This window comes from Bacillus sp. FSL R9-9497 (assembly GCF_038005805.1).
Lineage (GTDB): Bacteria > Bacillota > Bacilli > Bacillales > Bacillaceae_G > Bacillus_A > Bacillus_A cereus.
The window spans coordinates 1,219,538-1,241,817 of record NZ_JBBOTY010000001.1; the positions used below are offsets into that span (position 1 = coordinate 1,219,538).

Genomic DNA, 22,280 nt, shown 5'->3' on the forward strand with positions numbered 1-22,280 from the left:
TAAGTTACGAAAGAAAACGGATATAATGAAGTGGGATTTTTGACAGGTGAGAGGGGAGACAGGATTTGAAACAAGAAAAATCAATCGCACTACCATTGGCTATTTCTATAATTGCCATTTCCTTTGCAGCAGTTTTTGTAAAGATGTCCTCAGCACCATCTTCAATATTAAGTATGTACCGCTTATGGATTATCGTACTTATTATGCTGCCTATCGTATGGAAAAAAAGAGAGGAATTTAATAAGATTCAAATGAAAGATTGGGGCTTTTTAATTGGATCTGGTTTCTTTTTAGCACTTCATTTTCTTTTATGGTTTGAATCTTTAAAGCATACAACAGTTGCTAGTTCAACAATTATTTTGGCACTTCAACCGATCGTATCTTTAGTTGGAGGTTTTTTTCTATTTAAAGAAAGAACAACATATTCAGCCATTGCAACGATGGGAATCGCTATTTTAGGAGTAATGTGCATTGGTTGGGGAGATTTAGGTTTAAGTAAGCAAGCAATTTATGGTGACATATTATCCTTTCTAAGTGTAATAGCAGTTGTCGGTTATTTATTTATCGGGCAAACGACAGTGAAGAAAGTATCACACTGGATTTATAGCTTTACAGTCTTTGCGTGCGCAGGTCTTTTTATGGGGATTTATAATGTCATATTACAAGTACCCTTTACAGGTTATACGAAGTGGGATTGGACTGTTTTTCTTTTACTTGCGGTTGTGCCGACAGTGTCACATGTAATTAATAATTGGCTGTTAAATTATGTGAATGCAACGACAATTTCAATGAGTATTTTAGGAGAACCTGTTGGAGCATCTATACTTGCGTTCTTCTTACTTGGAGAAAAATTAAATGCAATGCAAATTATCGGTAGCATGCTCGTATTGTTTGGTGTATCTGTTTTCTTACTGCAGCAACAAAAGCGAATAGCAAAAAATGTCGTAAACGAGCCGGTGTATACACAGGAATTATAATGTTGGAGAAGAAAAGAGAAGTTATGATACTTCTCTTTTTGTTTTATAGAAATGCGGGCGTAGAAGGGGGAGGAAAATGGAAGAGATGTTAAAGAAGTATATGAATAGATTTACAACACTAAGTGAAGAAGAGTAGCAAATGATCCTCAGTGAATTACAAATTGAAGAATATAAAAAAGGAACAGTATTCCTAAGACAAGGAAATGTTCCGTTAAAATGTTATTTTGTATTAAAAGGATGCGTTAGGCAACATAGTATAGATCAAGCAGGGAAAGAAGTTACATCAAATTTTTATACAGAAGAACAGGCAATTTCGAATTTCAACCATCATAAACAAGATAAATCTTCATCTTTTTTTATTAATCTTGTAAAAAGTAAAAACTCAAATATTGAAATCAAGTAAAAGAGTGGCTACGAAGCCACTCTTTTACTTTGGATTTGTCATATAAGGTTGTACATGAATGACACATAGGTCACGGAATTTGCCTTCAGCAGTTGTGACAATTACGACTGCTTTACCTGCACTTTTTCCAGTAATCGTTACGGTGTCATCTTTTGGATATATGGTGATGATATCAGAATTCATATTTGACCAAATAAGCTCTTTATTCGTTGCTTGTATTGGTAAAATGGAAGCTGATAACACAATGTTTTGTCCCGTTTTTATTTTTAATTTATGTTTTTCCATATGAACACCGATGACTGAAATAACAGAAGGAGCAATTGAAATTTTAGGCGGATTAGGTTGCATGTTTAAACAAGACGCAGAAGTATTTGTGATAGGTGAAAATTTTCGTGTTTGTTGTTGCTGGAAAGCTGCTAACATGTTGAAGTCCCCTTTCTGTATAAGTGCTGATACTCATACTATAAAGGAGTAGTGTTATGTTAAATTTAACGAAACATAAAGAATTTGTTAAATTTGATAAGAAGATTGTCGAACTGTAAAAAATCTCTGCTGTTATGATAACAGCAGAGATTTTTTTATAAATTATGAAGATGTTGTTTTTCGAAATCCTCAAATTGCTCTTCAACTTCTTTTGAAGGTTGTGTTAGTAAACTAACAATTACGATGGCTAGTAAACTAATAGCGAAGCCTGGAATCATTTCATATAAGAAATCTTTTAAGAATTTGAATTGAGTCCATATAATAACAGTAGCGGCACCAGAAATCATACCGGCAAGTGCGCCCCATTTCGTCATACGTTTCCAATATAAGCTTAATAAAATAGCAGGTCCAAATGAAGAACCGAACCCAGCCCAAGCGTATCCAACAAGAGCTAAAATTGTATCATTTTGTTTAAACGCTAAAGCGCATCCAACTAATGCAATAACAAGTACAGCCATACGACCGACAAATACAAGCTCTTTATCAGAGGCAGAGCGTTTAAAGAATGTACGATATAAGTCTTCCGTTACTGCACTTGAAGTAACGAGTAACTGAGATGAGATTGTACTCATAATCGCTGCTAAAATAGCGGCTAATAAGAATCCAGTAATAAGTGGATGGAATAAAATTTTTCCTAGTTCAAGGAAAATTGTTTCCGGGTTAGATAATGTTAACTCTTGTTGTGAATAGTAAGCAATACCGATAAGACCAGTAAACATAGCTCCGACAACAGAGAAAATCATCCAGCTCATACCAATTCTTCGTGCGCTTTTCAGTTCTTTTACGGACGAAATCGCCATAAAGCGTACGATAATATGAGGTTGTCCAACATAACCAAGCCCCCATGCGAATAAAGAAATCATTCCTAAAGTAGAGGCACCTTTAAAAATATCTAAACGTGTTGGATCTACAGAGCGGATTGTATCAAATGCAGGTCCAAGTCCATTCGAATTCATAATTGTTACGATAGGAACAAGAATAAGAGCGACTACCATAATGATTCCTTGCACGAAGTCTGTCCAACTTACTGCTAAGAACCCACCAAATAATGTGTAAGCTACAACAACGCCTGCAACAATGAATAATCCAACGTGGTAGTTCATACCAAATGAATTTTCAAATAATACAGCGCCTGAAACTAATCCTGAAGCTACATAGAAAGTAAAGAAAATCATAATAACAAGTCCAGATACTAAACGTAGCATATGAGATTTGTCGTGGAAACGGTGTTCCAAAAATTCTGGAATAGTAATAGAGTTATTTGCAATTTCTGAGTAGGTACGTAAGCGAGGAGCAACATAAAGCCAGTTTGCGTATGCGCCTAGTGTTAGGCCGATCGCAATCCAACTACTACTTAATCCAACGCTAAACATTGCACCTGGTAATCCCATTAAAAGCCAACCGCTCATATCGGATGCTCCAGCACTTAATGCCGTTACTGCGGGGCCTAGTGTACGCCCGCCAAGCATATAATCTGTTAAGTTGGACGTTCGTTTATAGGCGAAATAGCCGATTACTAACATCCCGAGCATGTAAATAGAGATTGAAGTTAAAGTTAACATCTGCGTACTCATGAAGTTCCCCTTCCTTTTGTCATGTCTTTTGATGCGTTAATACCTGATTGATTAAAGTTTCACTTTATAATCTATCATGATTATTCTGAAAAATCCATATAGAAATACGAATTTTCAGAAATGTAAGCGTTTTTTGATGTTATTTTACTTTTTTAATATATAATATTCATACAAAAAACCTTATTTTTAATAGAGTATTTATTATATTTACATAAAAAGAGGTTGTTTTGTCAATATAATATTGAAAGGAAAGAAAAATAAAATTTTTAAAAAAGTATTGACTTGTAAAAAAAGTCAGGTCTATAATGAGTGCAACTTAAAAAAATGCAAGCGTTGATGAAGAAGAGTACACATGATGAACATGTCAGAGAGCTGATGGTTGGTGCGAATCAGTATGGAATTGATGTGGAATGGGCTTCGGAGCTTCCAAACCGAAACGAAAGAAGTAGGCTTTGGCGACATGATCTCATCGATACAAGAGACACGTATTGTTTTTGATACGGTAAAGTGCGTTACATTTGTAACGAATTAAGGTGGCACCACGGGAGTACCCGTCCTTTCTATAGGATGAGTACTCCCTTTTTGTGTATAAAAAATTAAATAAATGAAATCGTTTAAGTAAGAAGAGTACGTATATTGGAGACGTTACAGAGAGCCGGGAATAGGTGGGAGCCCGGTACGGTGCCATATACGGAATGGGCTTACGAGAGGTATGCTGAACAATTATTTTCAGTAGGCAACCCGGGTTCCGCCGTTACAAGGATAAGGTATAAATTTTGTACCTGAACAAAGCGGGATGCTTTTGCATCCAACACGAGGTGGTACCGCGGTATATTTATCGTCCTCTACATATTTTCGATATGTAGGGGACTTTTTTATTTTTCAGAGTGAGGTGAAGGACATGATGACGAAAGAAGAATTTATAAAACAAAAAAGAGCGAGAAAGACATTTTTAGTAATCACTGAAGAAGAAGGAGATAGCATTACGCCAATTTCTTTATATAGACGTATGAAAGGGAAGAAGAAATTTTTATTAGAAAGTTCACAGCTTCATCAAGATAAAGGGCGTTATTCTTACTTAGGATGTAATCCTTATGGAGAAGTAAAAAGCGTTGGTACGGAAGTGGAACGAACGATTTACGGCCGGGCAGAAAAGTTACAAGGTAACGTACTACAAGTGTTAGAAGAAGTAATCGCACCATCACAAGTAGACAGCCCATTTCCATTTTGCGGAGGAGCAGTTGGTTATATTGGATATGATGTCATTCGGCAGTATGAAAACATTGGAGCGGATTTACACGACCCATTAAATATTCCGGAAGTACACCTTGTACTATATCGTGAGTTTATCGTTTACGATCATTTACGCCAAAAGTTGTCGTTTGTATATGTATGCAGGGAAGATGATTCAGCAGATTATGAGGAAGTATACGAAAGGCTACGAGTATACAAAGAGGAAGTGCTACAAGGAGAAGAAGCTGAAGTAAATGCAATACAATCCACATTATCATTCACTTCTTCTATAACGGAAAAAGAGTTTTGTGAGATGGTAGAAATTGCGAAAGAATATATAAGAGCGGGAGACATATTCCAAGTCGTACTATCACAGCGTTTACAAAGTGAATGTATTGGGGATCCATTCTGGTTATACCGAAAACTTCGAATTGCAAATCCATCACCATATATGTTCTATATCGATTTTCAAGATTATGTTGTACTCGGTTCTTCGCCGGAAAGTTTACTATCAGTAAGGGAGGATAAAGTGATGACGAATCCAATTGCTGGTACAAGGCCGAGGGGGAAAACGAAGAGGGAAGACGAGGAAATCGCAAAAGAACTGTTAGGCAATGAGAAAGAGCGAGCAGAGCATATGATGCTTGTAGATCTTGGGCGAAACGATATTGGTAGAGTGAGCGAAATCGGCTCGGTTACGATAGATAAATATATGAAAGTAGAAAAATACTCTCACGTTATGCACATTGTATCTGAAGTTTACGGAACATTGCGAAAACAAATGGGCGGATTTGATGCGTTAGCGTATTGCTTACCAGCAGGAACGGTTTCTGGAGCTCCGAAAATTAGAGCGATGGAAATTATAAATGAACTAGAGAATGAAAAAAGAAATGTATACGCTGGTGCAGTTGGATACGTTAGTTTTTCAGGAAATCTTGATATGGCGCTCGCTATTCGAACGATGGTCGTAAAGGATGAAAAAGCATACGTTCAGGCAGGAGCAGGAGTCGTTTACGATTCAGATCCAGTAGCTGAATATGAAGAAACATTAAATAAAGCGAGAGCGCTTTTGGAGGTAATGAAATGATTGTACTTATCGATAATTACGATTCGTTCACATATAACTTGTATCAACTGTTAGGCGAACATGAAGAAGAAATTGTAGTTGTAAGAAATGATGAAATAACGATAGAACAGTTAGAAGAGATGAATCCAAGAGGAATTGTACTTTCACCAGGACCAGGAAAACCAGAGGATGCTGGCATTTGTATCGACGTCATCCGTCATTTTTATAAGAACGTTCCCATATTAGGGATTTGTCTTGGTCACCAAGCGATCATAGCTGCATTTGGAGGAGACATTGTTAGAGCAGAACGTATTAAACATGGAAAAACATCGCGTGTGAAACATAACGGAATGTCAATCTTTTCATACGCTACACAGCCGTTAACGGCAATGCGCTATCATTCCCTTGTTGCAGAGCAAACGAGCTTGCCAGAGTGTTTTGACATATTAGCGACAGCGATGGACGACGGAGAGATAATGGCAGTCCGTCACAATTATTATCCGCTCTTCGGATTACAGTTTCATCCGGAATCAATCGCAACAGAAGAAGGCGGAAAGTTAATACGTGCCTTTTTAACAGAAGTAAAAGAGGAGGAAAGAGTATGAATAACTATCTTCGTAAATTAGTGGAGGGTCAACATTTAACAGAAGAGGAAATGTATAAAGCAGGACTACTTTTATTAAGTGAAAACATATTAGAAAGTGAAATTGCAGCTTTCTTAGTCTTACTGAAAGCGAAAGGTGAAAATGCAGAAGAAATATACGGTCTCGTTCGAGCTCTTCGCGAAAAGGCACTACCATTTTCGAACCATATACAAGGAGCAATGGACAATTGCGGGACGGGTGGTGACGGTGCTCAAACGTTTAATATTAGCACAACATCAGCATTCGTACTGGCAGGAGCTGGCGTAAAGGTTGCAAAACATGGTAATCGTGCTGTTTCTAGTAAAACAGGAAGTGCAGACTTATTAGAAGAACTAGGTGTAAATATTAGTAGTACGCCAAACGAAATTGATTATTTACTAGAGCATGTGGGCATTGCATTTTTATTTGCACCAGTGATGCATCCAGCACTAAGGCGCATTATGAAAATAAGAAAAGAGTTAAACGTGCCGACGATCTTTAATTTAATTGGTCCTTTAACAAATCCAGTGAATTTAGAAACACAATTTGTCGGTATTTATAAACGAGATATGTTATTACCAGTTGCACAAGTATTACAAAAGTTAGGCCGGAAACAAGCGCTTGTCGTAAATGGAAGTGGTTTTTTAGATGAAGCGTCATTACAAGGGGAAAATCACGTAGTCATTTTAAAAGATAATGAAATAGTAGAAATGAGTATTGATCCAGAAAAGTATGGTTTTTCAAGAGTGAAAAATGAAGAAATTAGAGGGGGGAATTCAAAAGAAAATGCAAAGATTACAGTCGGCGTATTGAGCGGAGAAAAGAGTGTTTATCGTGATACCGTTTTATTAAATGCAGGTCTAGCTCTTTTCGCAAATGGAAAAACGGAAACGATTGAAGAAGGAATTAAACTCGCGACACATAGCATCGACTCTGGAAAAGCATTAACCAAATTAAACTTATTAATTGCAGCAAGCAACGAAAAATTAGAAAGGGTGAACTAAAGTGGGGACGATTTTAGATAAAATTGTAGAACAGAAGAAAAAGGAAGTTACGGAGTTATATGAAATATATACACCAGTAAAAGCAAAAAGAAAGACACATTCACTTGTAGAAGCGTTACAGCAGTTTACTATCATTGCAGAAGTAAAGCGAGCATCACCATCAAAAGGAGATATCAATTTACACGTTGATGTACGAAAACAAGTGGGAACATATGAGGAATGTGGTGCAGGAGCAGTTTCTGTTTTAACAGATGGTCAATTTTTTAAAGGATCGTTTCACGATTTACAAACAGCACGAGAAGAAAGTAACATTCCGCTTTTATGTAAAGATTTCATAATAGATAAGATTCAAATCGATAGAGCATATGAAGCGGGAGCCGATATTATTTTACTAATTGTAGCAGCGTTAACGAAAGAGAAGTTAAAAGAGTTGTATAGCTACGTGTTAGAAAAAGGATTGGAAGCGATTGTTGAAGTTCATGATGTACAGGAATTAGAAACTGCGATTGTATTAAATCCGCACGTTATTGGCATTAATAATCGTAATTTAAAAACGTTCGAAGTAGATTTAAGCCAAACTGAAAAGCTTGGAAAAAGATTGAATGAGGAGAAACTACTTTGGATTAGTGAAAGTGGCATTCATTCAAAAGAAGATATTATTCGTGTTAAAAGAGCTGGAGCAAAAGGTGTATTAGTTGGAGAGGCGCTTATGACATCATCTTCTATTAGTAGTTTTTTTGAAGATTGTAAGGTGAATATATGAAAGTGAAAATTTGCGGCATCACTGATATGGAAACAGCAAAACGTGCGTGCGAATACGGCGCAGATGCACTCGGATTTGTTTTTGCAGAAAGTAAGCGGAAAATCACTCCAAAGAGAGCGGAAGAAATCATTGAGGAGCTTCCAGCCAACGTGTTAAAAATCGGTGTTTTCGTAAATGAATCAGTAGAAGTGATCCGGAAAATTGCAGATGAGTGCGGGTTAACACATGTACAACTACATGGGGATGAAGACAATCATCAAATTAGAAGATTGAATATTCCGTCTATAAAGTCGCTAGGAGTAACTTCAGAGAGTGATATGAAAAACGCTCAAAGGTATGAAACGGATTATATATTATTTGATAGCCCGAAAGAAAAGTTTCATGGAGGAAATGGAAAGACATTTTCATGGGAACTACTTGGGCATATGCCAAAAGAATTGCGAAAGAAAACGATATTAGCTGGTGGATTAAACGCTCTTAATATAGAAGAAGCAATTCGAACTGTTCGGCCTTATATGGTTGATGTGAGCAGCGGAGTAGAGACAGAAGGAAAGAAAGATGTAGAGAAAATAAAACAATTTATTATAAAAGCGAAGGAGTGTTCCAAATGAACTATGCATATCCAGATGAAAAAGGACATTACGGTATATACGGAGGACGATACGTTCCAGAAACGTTAATGCAATCTGTACTAGAACTAGAAGAAGCATATAAAGAAGCGATGCAAGATGAAGCATTTCAAAAGGAATTAAATCATTATTTAAAAACGTACGTCGGAAGAGAAACACCGCTATATTATGCTGAAAATATGACGAAGTATTGCGGTGGTGCAAAGATTTATTTAAAACGTGAAGATTTGAACCATACAGGAGCTCATAAAATTAACAATACAATCGGTCAGGCACTACTTGCAGTGCGAATGGGCAAGAAAAAAGTTGTCGCTGAAACAGGAGCTGGACAACACGGAGTTGCAACAGCTACTGTATGTGCTCTTCTCGGATTAGAATGCGTCATTTTTATGGGAGAAGAAGATGTAAGACGTCAAAAATTAAATGTGTTCCGAATGGAATTACTCGGAGCGAAAGTAGAAAGTGTAGCGGCAGGTAGCGGTACATTAAAAGATGCGGTAAACGAGGCGCTTCGTTACTGGGTTTCACATGTGCATGATACGCACTACATTATGGGATCTGTTCTCGGACCACATCCATTCCCGCAAATTGTACGTGATTTCCAAAGTGTAATTGGGAATGAGACGAAGAAACAATATGAAGAATTAGAGGGGAAATTACCAGAAGCAGTTGTTGCTTGCATTGGTGGTGGGAGTAACGCGATGGGAATATTTTATCCATTTGTACATGATGAAGAAGTTGCTCTTTACGGCGTAGAAGCAGCTGGAAAAGGCGTTCATACAGAAAAGCATGCAGCAACTTTAACGAAAGGAAGCGTCGGTGTCCTGCACGGATCAATGATGTATCTTCTGCAAAATGAAGAAGGGCAAATTCAAGAAGCACACTCTATTTCAGCAGGACTTGATTATCCAGGTGTTGGTCCAGAACATAGTTTGCTAAAAGATATTGGCCGCGTTTCTTATCAGTCGATAACAGACGAAGAAGCATTAGAAGCATTTCAATTATTAACGAAAAAAGAAGGCATTATCCCGGCGTTAGAAAGTTCACATGCTGTCGCATACGCATTAAAATTAGCGCCGCAAATGAAGACAGACGAAGGGCTTGTCATTTGTTTATCAGGCCGCGGGGATAAAGATGTAGAGAGTATAAAACGTTATATGGAAGAGGTGTAAAAAATGGGAGTAGAAAAAATTAAAGCAGCGTTTGAAAATGGCAAGAAAGCATTTATTCCGTATGTAATGGGCGGAGATGGCGGCCTTGAAAAATTAAAAGAAAGAATTCGTTTTCTAGATGAAGCTGGAGCAAGCATCGTTGAAATTGGTATTCCGTTTTCGGATCCAGTTGCAGATGGGCCAACGATTCAAAGAGCAGGAAAGCGAGCGCTAGATAGCGGCGTAACATTAAAAGGCATTTTTCAAGCGTTAGCAGAGGTAAGGAAAGAAGTACAAATGCCCTTTGTTCTTATGACATATTTAAATCCTGTACTTGCATTCGGAAAAGAGAGATTCATCGAGAACTGTATAGAAGCAGGTGTAGACGGCATCATCGTTCCAGACTTACCGTATGAAGAACAAAATATTATTACGCCGTTACTTCGAGAGGCAAACATTGCGCTCATTCCACTCGTTACCGTAACGAGTCCTATTGAAAGAATTGAAAAAATTACGAGTGAATCAGAAGGGTTCGTTTATGCTGTTACAGTAGCGGGCGTAACGGGAGTACGTCAAAACTTTAAAGAGGAGATTCATAGTTACTTAGAAAAAGTAAAATCACACGTCAACTTACCAGTAGTCGCAGGATTTGGTATTTCAACAAAGGAACATGTAGAAGAAATGATTACAATATGCGACGGAGTTGTCGTTGGAAGTAAGATCATTGAGCTTTTAGAAAATGAAAAGCAAGAAGAAATATGTGAATTAATATATGCAACAAAACAAAAAGAAGAGGCGTAGTCTCTTCTTTTTGTTTTGCGTAATAAATGTTAAAATATACAGAAAATACATATAATTTAGAGGGTGAGAAGGCATGCTAAGACGTAAACTACTATATCTATTTTTAACTGTACCGCTATACGCTTGGCTTATTAGCATGACGAAAATAGAGTTAATGGCTCTATTTTTAGGGTATGTATTCATCTTTTCCAATTTAAATCGCATTCAAGAACAGTCTATTTTAGAAATATGTCTATTTTCGATTAGTATAGAATTATTTAGTATCGTTTCGATTGTATTATTAAACGAATTATTTCTACGGATTCATTCATTTGCATTAATGAAATTTTGGAATATTATATTGCAAGCAATATGTACTTACATTGTGTTTGTTGTGTTGAAAGAAATAGTCGGAAAGCAGACAGTTTTTCAGGATAATAGAAAATGGGAGTGAATAAAAAGGAGCCGTTGGGTTCCTTTTTTGAATCTGTTGTAAAAACAATTGAAAATTATGACATCTGTTATATAATAGTTAAAAATTGTATTTTTAATGAAAAGAGATGATAACATGGCCATATTGTTGGCACTTATCCCAATTATGATGATTTTCATTTGTTTATTTTTATTTAAACAAACGTCATTAAGGTCCTCGTTAATTTCTTATGCTGTGTCTGTTGGAATCGTTTTACTCTCGCCAATGTTTCAATTAGGGATAAGTGAAACTGTGCACGCAACGATTAAAGGATGGTTAATTTGTTTTATTGTAGGGTACGTTTTATTTTTCGGTATTTTTTTATTTCACCTCATGAACAAAATGGGGTACATCGATCAAGTAGCACGTTTTCTAGAAGAAGTTACTCAGGATCGCTTATTACAAATGCTGCTTATGTGTTTTGGCATTTGCCCGCTTATTGAATCAGTAAGTGGATTCGGGATTGGCTTCATGGTTGCAGCACCTATTTTTCTTTCACTAGGATATAAACCATTTCAAGCTGTACTACTCTCATTCATCGGCTTACTAGCTAGTTCATGGGGCGCAATGGCAACTGGTACGATTATCGGTTCGCAGCTAATAAATATGCCTCTTACAACACTTGGCACAAATACAGCGCTATTAAGTATTCCGATGTTTGCTTACTTCGTTATTCTTTCTTTACACGTTGTTGGCGGCTGGCAAGCGGTTATAGAAAAGTGGAAAGAAGGAGTAGGGTTCTTTCTATTATTTTCTCTCGGAATCTATCTTTCTAATGCGTACGTAAGTGTTGAACTAGCCGGGATATTAAGTTCTATCGTTACGATTACCTTTGGCTTTTTTATCATTAAATTAAAAGGTAAAAGTGGGCAAAATCTTATAACAGAACATGCGGCTGCAACGGAGAGAGAAGTATCCATTATAAAAATTATTAGCCCTTATATATTTCTAACAGTTTGTATTTTACTTTCTCGCCTTGTTCCAGCATTACATGATTCGTTCAGATCATATGCGGTTCTTGATTTGAAATCATATTCTTACAAACTAGAGTTACTATATTCACCAGGATTTTGGCTCGGTATGACTTGCTTATTTACTATTATTTTCTTCCGCATCCCGTCTAATATTATTAAACAATCACTCTCACAAACGATTAAACAATGGATTCCATTTGCTATTACGACGACAATGTTTATCGCCATTTCAGAACTAATGGGTGCATCAGGCATGCATTCATTACTCGCAAAGACAGCTGGTGAAACATTTGGAACCTTTTTCGTTTTCGTTGCTCCGTTTATTGGCGCTATTGGTGGATTTTTAACAGGTAGTAACGCAGGATCAAATGCAATGTTTATAAAACTACAAATGCAAACCGCACAAAACGTAGCACTCCCGTGGCAATATGTCACAACACTTCAAAACACCGCATCATCAGTAGCGACAATCGCTTGTCCATCACGGATTACACTAGGTGCTTACTTATGTAATATCCCTTACCGTGAAAATGAACTATTAAAGAAGACGACGTTAATGATCTTTGGTGCGGTTTTGCTTGTAGTGGTAGAAGTTATTGTTTGGTATATGTTGAGAAATTAAAAATCCTCCTAACATAGGAGGATTTTTTTTATGAATGGATAATGTTTTAAATATGAAAAGCTTCTACTAAGTCAACAACCCGCCACTTAACACCCTTACGGGTCGTTTGAAGTGGGGGCTTGCGTCTGTCGGAGTTCGACAGTGCTTCTACCCTCATAGAGAGCAACTACGCTTATTCCTACCCAGTAGTACGAACGAGCAATGTTCTCCTACCTTAGTATGGTGGAGCATAAGGACGGTTGACTTCGCCCCTACCACAAGAGCTATACTCCTGTGGTAACTACACTGATATGCTTAATTCCCTTACGGTGTAGATTCATCGCACCAATACGGTCATCATTTGATTGGTATTGGCAATTTTTACACTTAAAAGTGTGTAGCTTTTTATTACGATTCGCTTTTTCAATGTTTCCGCACTTAGGGCAAGTTTGAGAAGTATATTTGGGGTCTACCACAATTACCTTTTGTCCATTCAATTCAGCTTTATACTCAAGCATTTGACGGAACTGATAGAAAGCCCAAGATACAGAAACATAGCGGTTTTTCACTCGTACTTTCTCTGTCGCAGAACGAACCCCTGTTAAGTCTTCTAAAACAAACATAGTACCTCTAGGGTATGCCTCAACGAGTGCCTTTGTAATTTGATGGTTTACATCAGTTACATAACGGTTTTCTCTTGAGCCAATTTGTTTTATTTTCTTACGAGAAGATGGTGTTTGTCGTGTTTGTAATTGCTTACGAGTAGCTTTAAATTTACCACGCTTATGTTTAACAATATTTCCGTTGTAGAAGGTTGTTTTGCCCTGACTATCATAAGTGGTTGCAAGGAAGTTGATTCCTAAATCAACACCAACGATGTTGTTTACATCTGCGAAATCTAATGTTTGGTACTCTTTTGTCATCGGGATATGTAAGAACCACTTTTTGTACTTATGCACTAATTTAGCAGTACCAAATTTCCAAGTGCTGTTGAAGTATTTCTTCATAGCCTTACGCTCATAATTTAGTTTTAGGCGACCTTCAAGCGTGTTTACACTAAATTGGTTTTTGGTTAGTGAATAATCTCGATTCCAGACTAAATCATATTCTGCAAGTTTGAAGTCAATCAAAGACCATTCATGTCCATTTGATTTAGCCGACTTGTAACGAGCAATTACAGTTTTCATCACAGATTGAGCCATTTGACTTTTTAACCTAAATTGATTTCGCAAATCAGAATAATATAAGTTATTGAGATTTACTTGATTAAGGTTCTTTGTTTCAAATATGTGTTTTGATAACCAATTACAAGCCTTGCGGTAAGCGTTAGTTGTTATCTTTAGACTTTCAGCTTGATTATCGGAAACATGGATTTGTATTTTTGCAGTAATTGTAGGCATTATTTTCACCGCCTTTCACTAATTAAATTGTAACAGATTTTTAGTGAAAGCAAACAACTTAAGTAGAGAAAGTAGGAGGCAAGGTGGAAGTTTCAGATACTTGATATGGTACAGAATCTTAGGATTTTTAACGTACCATACCGTATCTGCCGGCAATTCCTCCCCCACTTATCGTTGGGCTATCGCCCTTCACACGATTGAAGTAGGGGGTTATCCTTGCCGATTTTAGATGAATAGGAGATGAAATGTATGCCCCTAAAAAACTACGGTGTGTTAAAAGGTACAGTTATACAATCAAAGATTGGAAAAGGGAAAACACCTCATTATCAAGTTCATTTACAGGGCGAGACAGGAGTAGATTATCGTATTGCAATTAACGTAAAGTCGCAAAGTTATCCATCAGAAGTTTTATATTTTGCGAGTAACAATATTAAGTCAGAGGCGATTCATATTTTACCGACATTACCATTCGGTTTTACAGAAATAAAAAACAATGAACCGAAAGTAGCTTTAGATTATGTAAGAGGAAATCTATTTGACTCAAATCAAATGATTCCTTTACCTCCCGAAAAAGCAGGAACAGATAATGATTTAAATGAAAAAATAGAACGTTATATAAAACGAGCAATAGAAGAAAAAGCAATTATTTACGCGTTTGGTGAAAGATGGGGACCAGAAGAAAATACACCAGATTCCTATTTTCATTTCAAACCAGGAAACGGTATACATGATATTCATATGAATCAAGGGAATGTAGAAAAATGGCAAGGTGATGATGGCATATGGCAAGACGGAGGAATACTCATTCACTTTGAAAAGGAAGAAGAATGGATTGGTATCTTTCTTGCATTCCAATCACAGTCATGGTGTACCGATGAAGAAGGGCATGCTCGCGTTCCGGTTGAGCATTGTGATTATAAGGGGAATAATTAATAAGAAGAGGGCGTTTAAAAAGAACGCCCTCTTCTTATTTTATAAAACGAAAAACTAACAAGTGTAGAAATACAAGAGAAAAGCAGTGCTACACTAGAAAACGCAATGAGATACATATTATATTTCATAACCTGTCCAATTAGCTGGTTACTGTCGTATTGAAACAGTCCTGCGATGATGTTGAATAAAAATAAAACGATAAACATGACGATAACTCCGTCTATTGATCCTTTAATGTCTGGTTTACTTAAAGCGATATGTGCGGAAATGCAAATGGCGATAAATAAAAATAACCAAAAGGAAGGATTCAATAAATTGCCGATTGTAAATAAGCTTTTCAATAATACAAACGTCGACAAGAGCATGTTTTGGATCATTTCTACATTAATAGAAGTAGAAGCAATCGTTTTTTCGAGAGTTGTATTAAATAAAAAATATGATTCTGGTACGAAATAGCGCATTAAAAGGATTAGTGCAGTAATACCAGAAATAATAGGCCCAATGCCGATGAAGAAATTCCCAATCCGTTGATACACACTTTTTTGATTGTATTGATGTTGTACGTAACCTAAAGCCCCTTGACTTGTATCTGTCGGGAAGAACTGTGTTGCTACAATCTTATGACGGAACAGCACGCACATAATGGCATGTCCAAGTTCGTGAATAGGAACACCAATCCAAGCCGTTAATAGGAATCCTTTTCTTCCAAAAGCTCTCGACCAATACATGCGTGTGAGAGATTCTAAATAGCCTAATAGAAATCCAATTACAATGATAACGCCAATTAAAGATAATAATTGGATTACGCTTGTAAGGAGTATTTGAAAAATTGAGTTTACCAATTCCATTGCCAGTCATCCAATCTGTTAAAAATATTATTTATTCTGTTTCATAATAGCATTTTTTTCAAGATTGCTAGTACATATATTTCTTTCGAAAGAAGGATTTCAGAATCTTTTTCTTGTAGTCATGTTTTATGTACAAATTCATATATTGAATTTGTAACACCCTATACGGTATATCCTTAAGGAGGGATAAGAGAATGAAATGTCCGTCATGTCATACAGAAAATGCATCAGAGGCAAAGTTTTGCGGGAATTGTGGACATTCGTTAACGGAAGAAGTAGTGGCAAGTAGTGGCCAAGAAGAAGGGCCGGAACAAGCACGTGCGGCACAAGCAAAGGAAGCTCGGCCAAATGAAACGGTAGAGCAAGCGAAGCGGTTTGCGAGCGGCTATTTTCAATTTTTTAAACATGCATTACAAGCACCGACAGCGATTATGAAAAGTGGCGCTATTGAAGTGCGAAATGGAATTGTAAGTCTTGTTCTTATTTGTTTTTTAGGAGCATGTATTTTTTATAGAATGATGAGTGCAGCATCAGCAGTTACGAGAACATTTGCACCAGATATATCTACTCCCACGTTTTTTGGAGAATCTATAACGGTCTTTTTCTTTTTATTAATTTTAACTTTATTTGTCGGATTTATTATTTTTGTAAGTGGTAAGATGATGAAATCATCTTTTTCATTTCTTGAAGTATTCGGTATATGGGGAACGATAGCGACGCCGGCTATTGTCATATTAGTCCTTTCTTTTCTTTTTAGTTTCTTATTAATTTTTTTCTTACCGATATTATTATCGGTAGCTGCAACTTATATAGGGATTAGTATAACTGTAGCCGTATTAAAGCTAGACAATGGCGGATTAGATCTTGTTTACACACTTATTATTGCAAATGTTTTAATTGGAATTGCAACATTCATTGTACTTTGGTCTTACATTAGCACGATAATTCAAGCCTTAACACAGGGAATAACTGGCTTCTAATGAAAAGGTGGTTGACTGGATGAATGTATGTACAAAGTGCGGAATTCAGTTTGAAGATGGTGTGCAATTTTGTCAAAACTGCGGGACGAAGAGGGGACGTTCTGTAGTAAAGAAGAACATGAGCGGTGGTGCAAAAGTTGGCATTACACTGTTAGCGCTATTTGTTATAGCAATTATTGGATTGTATTTGTACGGATCGTCGTATTATACGCAGGTGGCACAAGTAGACCGGATAATTACGATTTTACAAGAGAGGGACGGAGAGAAATTAGCTGAGATCGTTACGGCAGATGATCCATCGGTTATGATAACGAGAGAGAGTGTAACGCCTCTATTTTCATATATAAAAGAAAATCCATCTTACGTAAATGAATTAAAACAATATTTGAGACAAGGTGAAAAACAACGGGACGGAATAGAAAAAGCTGATTTTTCATTAACGAAAGACGGAAAGTATTTCTTTATATTTGATCGATATAAATTGAAAGCAAAGACGTACTATACAACTTTGCTTACAAATGAAAAAGACGTATCGTTAAAAATGAACGGAAAAGAAATTGATAAGACAGATGACAAAAAGTTTGAGAAGCAATATGGGCCATTTCTTCCGGGAAATCAAGTGTTTCAATCAGAGTATAAAAATGACTACGTAAAATTATCTCGTGAGGAAAAGGTTGTACTTATGAAACAAAGCCAAAATAACGTAACGATAGATTTAACGTTGCAAGGTCAATATATTACAGTTCAAACGAACGCGCCTGGTGCAACATTGTATGTAAATCAAAAACCGGTTACAGCGCTGGCAGGAGAAGAAATTACATGGGGGCCTGTAGCGACTGATGGAAGTGCGACGGTTTATTTAGAACGAAATGGAGAAAGTGGACGAGAAACGACAAAAGTAGAGACGGTAACGGCACTTTCGTCTTATAATCTTCCATTTCAAAAGAAAAGTACAGAAAAAACAGTTGTTTATAATGTTACTCCAACGCCCGCGACTGGGTATGTATATAATGGTTTCATCTTTCCTGATAGTGATATTCGAAAATTAACGAGCGCAGATTTAACATATTTATCGAAAGAGCAGTTGAAAATTGCTAGAAATGAAATATATGCAAGGCATGGACATATTTTTCAAAACAGCCTTGGTATAGAGAAAATCCTTATTTTAAAGGAACGTTAACAGATATCGAAACTTATAATATTGAACTAATCAAATCAAGAGAATAGAGCGCTTGAAAAAGGTACAGTGTATATTGCTGTACCTTTTCTATCGTTATTTGGCTGGAGCAGGTTCCCTAGAGAAAAAGATATGAAAGAGAAATGTGACTTTACTTGCCCCTCCTGATGTACTGGCTTGCACATCAGATAAAGAACTAGACGTTAAAGCAGCTTCAGAATGTGGAGGGACGATTATTTTAAGAGCATCTTTTGATTCTGATGATATAGTAACCGTTATTGTATCATCAGAAACATTTACAATTTTAACAGTACCGACTGGAAAGATGGCCTTGCTAGCATGTGATGCAGAAGCGAAGCGGGTAGCTTTCCAAATAGTTTGAGAGAAAGTGTCATTGTCTGATAACCAAGCGCGAGCACTGTATAATGTTGCATTAATGGTAAATTCTTGTTCAAGCGGGAGGGCGGCTTTCGGTTCTTTCGGTTCCTCTGGAAACTGAGCGAGAAGACCAGCGCACATGTATGTTTCACCTACTTTCAATAGTTACTGTTATAGCATATTAAACATGTTGTTTATAAGACACGACAGTTACCTATTCATACATAAGTTTGTGCACCAAATTTGAAGATGAAATTCTCTTTCTTTACAATGGAAGTAGGTGTTATTTCTATAAAATATGGAAAACGTAAAGAGTATGTAAAAAAGAAGGAGTGGTAAAGTGAACTATGTCATTATTGGCGGAGATGCAGCTGGTATGAGTGCAGCGATGCAAATTGTTAGAAACGATGAAAATGCAAATGTTGTAACTTTAGAAAAAGGTGAGATTTATTCATACGCTCAGTGTGGATTACCGTATGTCATTAGTGGTGCTATCGCTTCAACTGAAAAGTTAATCGCGCGCAATGTGAAGACGTTTCGTGAGAAATATGGAATTGATGCGAAAGTGCGTCATGAAGTAACGAAAATAGATACGGAAAAGAAAATGGTGTACGCAGAGCATACGAAGACGAAAGATGTCTTTGAATTTTCGTACGATCGATTATTAATTGCGACTGGTGTACGTCCTGTTATGCCGGAATGGGAAGGACGGGAATTACAAGGCGTTCATCTTTTAAAAACAATTCCGGATGCTGAGCGTATATTAAAAACGCTAGAAACGAATAAAGTTGAAGATGTAACCATTATTGGCGGTGGTGCAATCGGACTGGAAATGGCAGAAACATTCGTCGAACTTGGTAAGAAAGTAAGAATGATTGAGCGAAATGATCATATCGGTACGATTTATGATGCAGATATGGCAGAGTACATACATAAAGAAGCAGATAAGCATCATATTGAAATTTTAACGAATGAAAATGTAAAAGCGTTTAAAGGGAATGAACGAGTAGAAGCAATCGAAACGGATAAAGGTACGTATAAAGCAGATCTTGTTTTAGTGTCGGTTGGAGTGAAGCCAAATACTGATTTTCTTGAAGGGACAAATATACGTAAGAATCATAAAGGAGCAATCGAAGTAAATGCATATATGCAAACGAATGTGCAAGACGTATATGCAGCCGGTGATTGCGCAACACATTACCATGTTATAAAGGAAATTCATGATCATATCCCGCTCGGAACGACTGCTAATAAGCAAGGGCGACTTGCTGGACTGAATATGCTTGATAAACGAAGAGCTTTTAAAGGTACGTTAGGCACAGGCATTATTAAATTTATGGATTTGACACTCGCAAGAACAGGGTTAAATGAAAAAGAAGCAAAAGGACTACATATCCCGTATAAAACAGTTAAAGTAGATTCTACAAATATGGCGGGCTATTATCCAAATGCAAAACCACTTTATTTGAAATTACTATACCGTTCTGACACGAAACAATTATTGGGCGGGCAAGTAATTGGAGAAGAAGGTGTAGATAAACGTATTGATGTGATTGCGATGGCGCTTTTCAATAAAATGAGCATTCATGATTTAGAAGACGTCGACTTAAGTTACGCACCACCATATAACAGCGTTTGGGATCCAATTCAGCAAGCGGCAAGGAGAGCAGAATAGCACTTTTTAAAGTGCTATTTTTTTACAATGAGGGAGTAAATAAAGTTTCACTTTATTTTGAATATACCGTTCCCCCTTGAAAACATAGTACGTATCGCTTATATTTTCATATAGTATTTATTTTTTAAACGAAGCAATGAACGAACCAGGGGGCGCAGTATGGCAATTAATATGAAAACAATTGAAGAATGGATTGTTGAATCAAATACAAGACATGAAGAAGACTTTGGACACGTTGTGGAAGAAATGAAAGAAGTATGTGTCGGACTTGATAACGCGACATTAATTTATACGAAAAATGTATTTTGTTTCGGTAAAAAAGTAGAAGTATTTTTCTTCTTCCAAGACCATGTCGTGATCGGACAAGAAAAAGACGAATATATTGAGATTGAAAAATTAAAGTATGATGCCATTACAAATAGTAATTTAAAAACAAATGACAAAAATACAACGTTAGAATTAAAGTTTGCTAACGGACAATCTATCAATTTAGATAGTTTAAATGATAACTACGGTACGAAAAATTGGTTATTTGCTAGACAAATTAAGAGTATCTTTAAATTAATCTAGTAAAAAAGCACGCCGTCCATCGGCGTGCTTTTAACTATGCAAAGCCCCCTTTAACCAATTCCGCGCTCGATACGCCCCAACTGGAACTTGAATAAGAGACGTTTCATTCCCAGCATCAATACCGTACAATTGATCACATGAATTTGTATCAAAACTTAGTAACGGATGCCCGCCCATCCCCATAGCAGTTGCAGCAAAAACGAGTTTATGAACGAGCATACCTGCTTCCATTTGGTGAATACGGTATCCTCTATAGCCTAATGCACGTGTATAGTAATCTTTCTTTCCGACTACATGTAAGCAAAGTGGTACTTGAAAAAGGTTTACGTTATCCATCGTCATACTAGACTGAAGTGGGTAGCGAAGGTCTCCATATCGAATTGGTTGTATGGAATGTGTTTTACTGTTATAAGCGTAAGCCCCGTTTTCAATATTTTTCACGTTATAAAAACATCCATATAAGGAGACGCGTGCATTTTCATTTGCATACTTACCGTCAAGGTCGTTGTAATAGGGGAAGGAGAGGCTCGCTTCTTGTAGTAAAGTAGCGAGCTCGGCTGCATCCCATTTCGTTAAAATAAAGTCCGCATCAGGAGAATATCGTTTTTTACAAAGTTGTAGGAAATCATACGATAACCGTTCTACTTTTGGTAGCTGTACAGCGTACGCATTATGTTGATAGTGCTCTTCATGAAGTAGTGTTTGGAAGTGTGCTGTCGATTCGATCATAGAAGCTTCATTTATTTTTGTTATCATCGGATATTCATCTACATGTTTTGAGCGAACGAAATGTTCATGTGCGAGCGGCGGAATTTGTTGCAACAACTCATGAGAAGTAACTATTTTATTTTCACGGTAATCATTGTGAAACCAATTAGTTTCTGGCTCTGTACTTAAAGGAATAACGGCATACACACTTTCTTCACCTTCTGACAATCCGAGTAAATGGTTCAGTGCACGGTCTAGAAATTGAAAGTATACGCCGTTCGTATAACCGAACTGTTTTGCACATTCTAGCAATTGTCCAATGAGAACCCCGCTATCTAATCCTTGAAGACGATATGAAAAATTATTGTATTTAAAGAAATTTTTCCAAAACATAGTGGATACGAATGCAGCACCGAAACAATCATGTATATTACAGCGATTACCGAGTGCGTCTTCTAAATAAGCATCGAAATTTCCTTCGCGAAGTAAAATAAGTCGGTGATGCGCGGCGTCATAATGGTAAATGCCGTCTGGGTAATCGTCAATCTTTAAATAGATATACAATTCATTCGGGTATAAGGCACCGCCTGAAGGAATGGATCTACGTAATACATTTCTCTCGCTATTTAGATGACATAATTGTGTTACACCAAATGAATACCAAAGGTAGTGACCAATCTTATTTAGAGTAGGTGTAGTAGAAGAGTTCGATAAAGATAACGGGATTTCTAAGGAGAGCGGGATGGTAGGTACATTTCGATATAATTTATAAGGAAGCGGTGCGTCTTTCCAGTCCACCTCATGATTCGGCATAATTTCATCGATAGAGAAATGGAGATGATGTAAAAAAGTATCTAGCTGCATGAAATCCCTCCTTT

At 36.9% G+C, this 22,280-nt stretch carries 20 protein-coding genes, 2 pseudogenes and 2 other annotated features; of the genes and pseudogenes, 16 read left to right on the forward strand and 6 right to left on the reverse strand.

Going from position 1 to position 22,280, the window contains the following annotated elements; all coding sequences use genetic code 11:
* The first annotated feature begins 65 nt into the window (after nucleotides 1-65).
* Together MKY21_RS06330 and MKY21_RS06335 are read left to right on the forward strand one after the other, a co-directional pair.
* Complete coding sequence (locus MKY21_RS06330; RefSeq protein WP_000806934.1) at nucleotides 66-977, forward strand: DMT family transporter; 912 nt, start codon at nucleotides 66-68, stop codon at nucleotides 975-977.
* Between the two features lie 76 nt (nucleotides 978-1,053).
* A pseudogene (locus MKY21_RS06335) lies at nucleotides 1,054-1,326 on the forward strand (Crp/Fnr family transcriptional regulator); the annotation flags it as partial.
* A 78-nt stretch (nucleotides 1,327-1,404) separates the two neighbouring features.
* Here MKY21_RS06335 and MKY21_RS06340 read toward each other — a convergent pair.
* Entirely contained in the window at nucleotides 1,405-1,803 is a 399-nt protein-coding gene (locus tag MKY21_RS06340) for an Ig-like domain-containing protein (protein ID WP_000878733.1), read from the reverse strand.
* 155 nt (nucleotides 1,804-1,958) lie between these two features.
* Nucleotides 1,959-3,437, reverse strand: coding sequence for a sodium/proline symporter PutP (gene putP, locus MKY21_RS06345; protein ID WP_016117426.1), 1,479 nt, complete (start codon nucleotides 3,435-3,437; stop codon nucleotides 1,959-1,961).
* 324 nt (nucleotides 3,438-3,761) lie between these two features.
* Nucleotides 3,762-3,999 (forward strand) — a binding site (T-box leader).
* A gap of 42 nt (nucleotides 4,000-4,041) precedes the next feature.
* Nucleotides 4,042-4,286, forward strand: a binding site (T-box leader).
* Nucleotides 4,287-4,338: 52 nt separating this feature from the next.
* On the opposite strand from putP, the gene trpE reads away from it, so the two are divergent.
* From trpE to MKY21_RS06390, 9 genes are all read left to right on the forward strand, one after another.
* A complete protein-coding gene (gene trpE, locus MKY21_RS06350; protein ID WP_136986660.1) occupies nucleotides 4,339-5,757 on the forward strand; it encodes an anthranilate synthase component I in 1,419 nt (472 codons plus the stop codon).
* Nucleotides 5,754-6,341, forward strand: a complete 588-nt coding sequence (locus tag MKY21_RS06355) for an aminodeoxychorismate/anthranilate synthase component II (protein WP_000636317.1) — start codon at nucleotides 5,754-5,756, stop codon at nucleotides 6,339-6,341. Before trpE ends, MKY21_RS06355 begins: the two co-directional genes overlap by 4 nt.
* Nucleotides 6,338-7,363: an anthranilate phosphoribosyltransferase gene (gene trpD, locus MKY21_RS06360; RefSeq protein ID WP_341075760.1), complete on the forward strand. Its 1,026-nt coding sequence runs from the start codon at nucleotides 6,338-6,340 to the stop codon at nucleotides 7,361-7,363. Before MKY21_RS06355 ends, trpD begins: the two co-directional genes overlap by 4 nt.
* A gap of 1 nt (nucleotide 7,364) precedes the next feature.
* Nucleotides 7,365-8,126 carry an indole-3-glycerol phosphate synthase TrpC gene (gene trpC / locus MKY21_RS06365; RefSeq protein ID WP_000536714.1) on the forward strand — a complete coding sequence of 254 codons (762 nt, stop codon included), beginning with the start codon at nucleotides 7,365-7,367 and terminating at the stop codon, nucleotides 8,124-8,126.
* Nucleotides 8,123-8,737 carry a phosphoribosylanthranilate isomerase gene (locus MKY21_RS06370; protein ID WP_000865114.1) on the forward strand — a complete coding sequence of 205 codons (615 nt, stop codon included), beginning with the start codon at nucleotides 8,123-8,125 and terminating at the stop codon, nucleotides 8,735-8,737. The genes trpC and MKY21_RS06370 overlap by 4 nt, the downstream gene beginning before the upstream one ends.
* A complete protein-coding gene (gene trpB / locus MKY21_RS06375; protein ID WP_001105037.1) occupies nucleotides 8,734-9,927 on the forward strand; it encodes a tryptophan synthase subunit beta in 1,194 nt (397 codons plus the stop codon). The genes MKY21_RS06370 and trpB overlap by 4 nt, the downstream gene beginning before the upstream one ends.
* A gap of 3 nt (nucleotides 9,928-9,930) precedes the next feature.
* The gene (trpA, locus tag MKY21_RS06380) at nucleotides 9,931-10,707 is read left to right on the forward strand and encodes a tryptophan synthase subunit alpha (RefSeq protein ID WP_000537826.1); all 777 of its coding nucleotides are present in this window, start codon (nucleotides 9,931-9,933) and stop codon (nucleotides 10,705-10,707) included.
* Nucleotides 10,708-10,780: 73 nt separating this feature from the next.
* Nucleotides 10,781-11,140, forward strand: coding sequence for a DUF4029 domain-containing protein (locus MKY21_RS06385; protein WP_000946130.1), 360 nt, complete (start codon nucleotides 10,781-10,783; stop codon nucleotides 11,138-11,140).
* A 114-nt stretch (nucleotides 11,141-11,254) separates the two neighbouring features.
* On the forward strand, nucleotides 11,255-12,754 hold the full coding sequence (locus MKY21_RS06390; RefSeq protein WP_341075764.1) for an L-lactate permease: 1,500 nt from the start codon (nucleotides 11,255-11,257) through the stop codon (nucleotides 12,752-12,754).
* 263 nt (nucleotides 12,755-13,017) lie between these two features.
* On the opposite strand, the gene MKY21_RS06395 is transcribed toward MKY21_RS06390, so the two are convergent.
* Complete coding sequence (locus MKY21_RS06395) at nucleotides 13,018-14,133, reverse strand: RNA-guided endonuclease InsQ/TnpB family protein (protein ID WP_001142359.1); 1,116 nt, start codon at nucleotides 14,131-14,133, stop codon at nucleotides 13,018-13,020.
* A gap of 249 nt (nucleotides 14,134-14,382) precedes the next feature.
* Here MKY21_RS06395 and MKY21_RS06400 point away from each other — a divergent pair, with 249 nt between their 5' ends.
* Entirely contained in the window at nucleotides 14,383-15,066 is a 684-nt protein-coding gene (locus tag MKY21_RS06400) for a DUF2278 family protein (protein WP_001128606.1), read from the forward strand.
* 14 nt (nucleotides 15,067-15,080) lie between these two features.
* Here the strand turns inward: MKY21_RS06400 and MKY21_RS06405 are convergent, their stop codons facing one another.
* Nucleotides 15,081-15,914 (reverse strand): hypothetical protein, encoded by an 834-nt coding sequence (locus tag MKY21_RS06405; RefSeq protein ID WP_000424529.1) that lies wholly within the window; start codon nucleotides 15,912-15,914, stop codon nucleotides 15,081-15,083.
* Between the two features lie 194 nt (nucleotides 15,915-16,108).
* Between MKY21_RS06405 and MKY21_RS06410 the strand changes: the two genes are divergently transcribed.
* Nucleotides 16,109-16,894 carry a zinc ribbon domain-containing protein gene (locus MKY21_RS06410; RefSeq protein ID WP_000650101.1) on the forward strand — a complete coding sequence of 262 codons (786 nt, stop codon included), beginning with the start codon at nucleotides 16,109-16,111 and terminating at the stop codon, nucleotides 16,892-16,894.
* Between the two features lie 19 nt (nucleotides 16,895-16,913).
* Nucleotides 16,914-18,121: pseudogene (locus tag MKY21_RS06415) on the forward strand (TcaA 3rd/4th domain-containing protein).
* Between the two features lie 46 nt (nucleotides 18,122-18,167).
* Here MKY21_RS06415 and MKY21_RS06420 read toward each other — a convergent pair.
* A complete protein-coding gene (locus MKY21_RS06420; RefSeq protein ID WP_000332394.1) occupies nucleotides 18,168-18,590 on the reverse strand; it encodes a hypothetical protein in 423 nt (140 codons plus the stop codon).
* A gap of 199 nt (nucleotides 18,591-18,789) precedes the next feature.
* On the opposite strand from MKY21_RS06420, the gene MKY21_RS06425 reads away from it, so the two are divergent.
* The gene (locus MKY21_RS06425; RefSeq protein WP_001110227.1) at nucleotides 18,790-20,124 is read left to right on the forward strand and encodes a CoA-disulfide reductase; all 1,335 of its coding nucleotides are present in this window, start codon (nucleotides 18,790-18,792) and stop codon (nucleotides 20,122-20,124) included.
* A 159-nt stretch (nucleotides 20,125-20,283) separates the two neighbouring features.
* Nucleotides 20,284-20,694 (forward strand): DUF3908 family protein, encoded by a 411-nt coding sequence (locus MKY21_RS06430; protein WP_000996806.1) that lies wholly within the window; start codon nucleotides 20,284-20,286, stop codon nucleotides 20,692-20,694.
* Nucleotides 20,695-20,724: 30 nt separating this feature from the next.
* Here the strand turns inward: MKY21_RS06430 and MKY21_RS06435 are convergent, their stop codons facing one another.
* Nucleotides 20,725-22,266 carry a SagB family peptide dehydrogenase gene (locus MKY21_RS06435; protein ID WP_086392118.1) on the reverse strand — a complete coding sequence of 514 codons (1,542 nt, stop codon included), beginning with the start codon at nucleotides 22,264-22,266 and terminating at the stop codon, nucleotides 20,725-20,727.
* Nucleotides 22,267-22,280 lie beyond the last annotated feature (14 nt).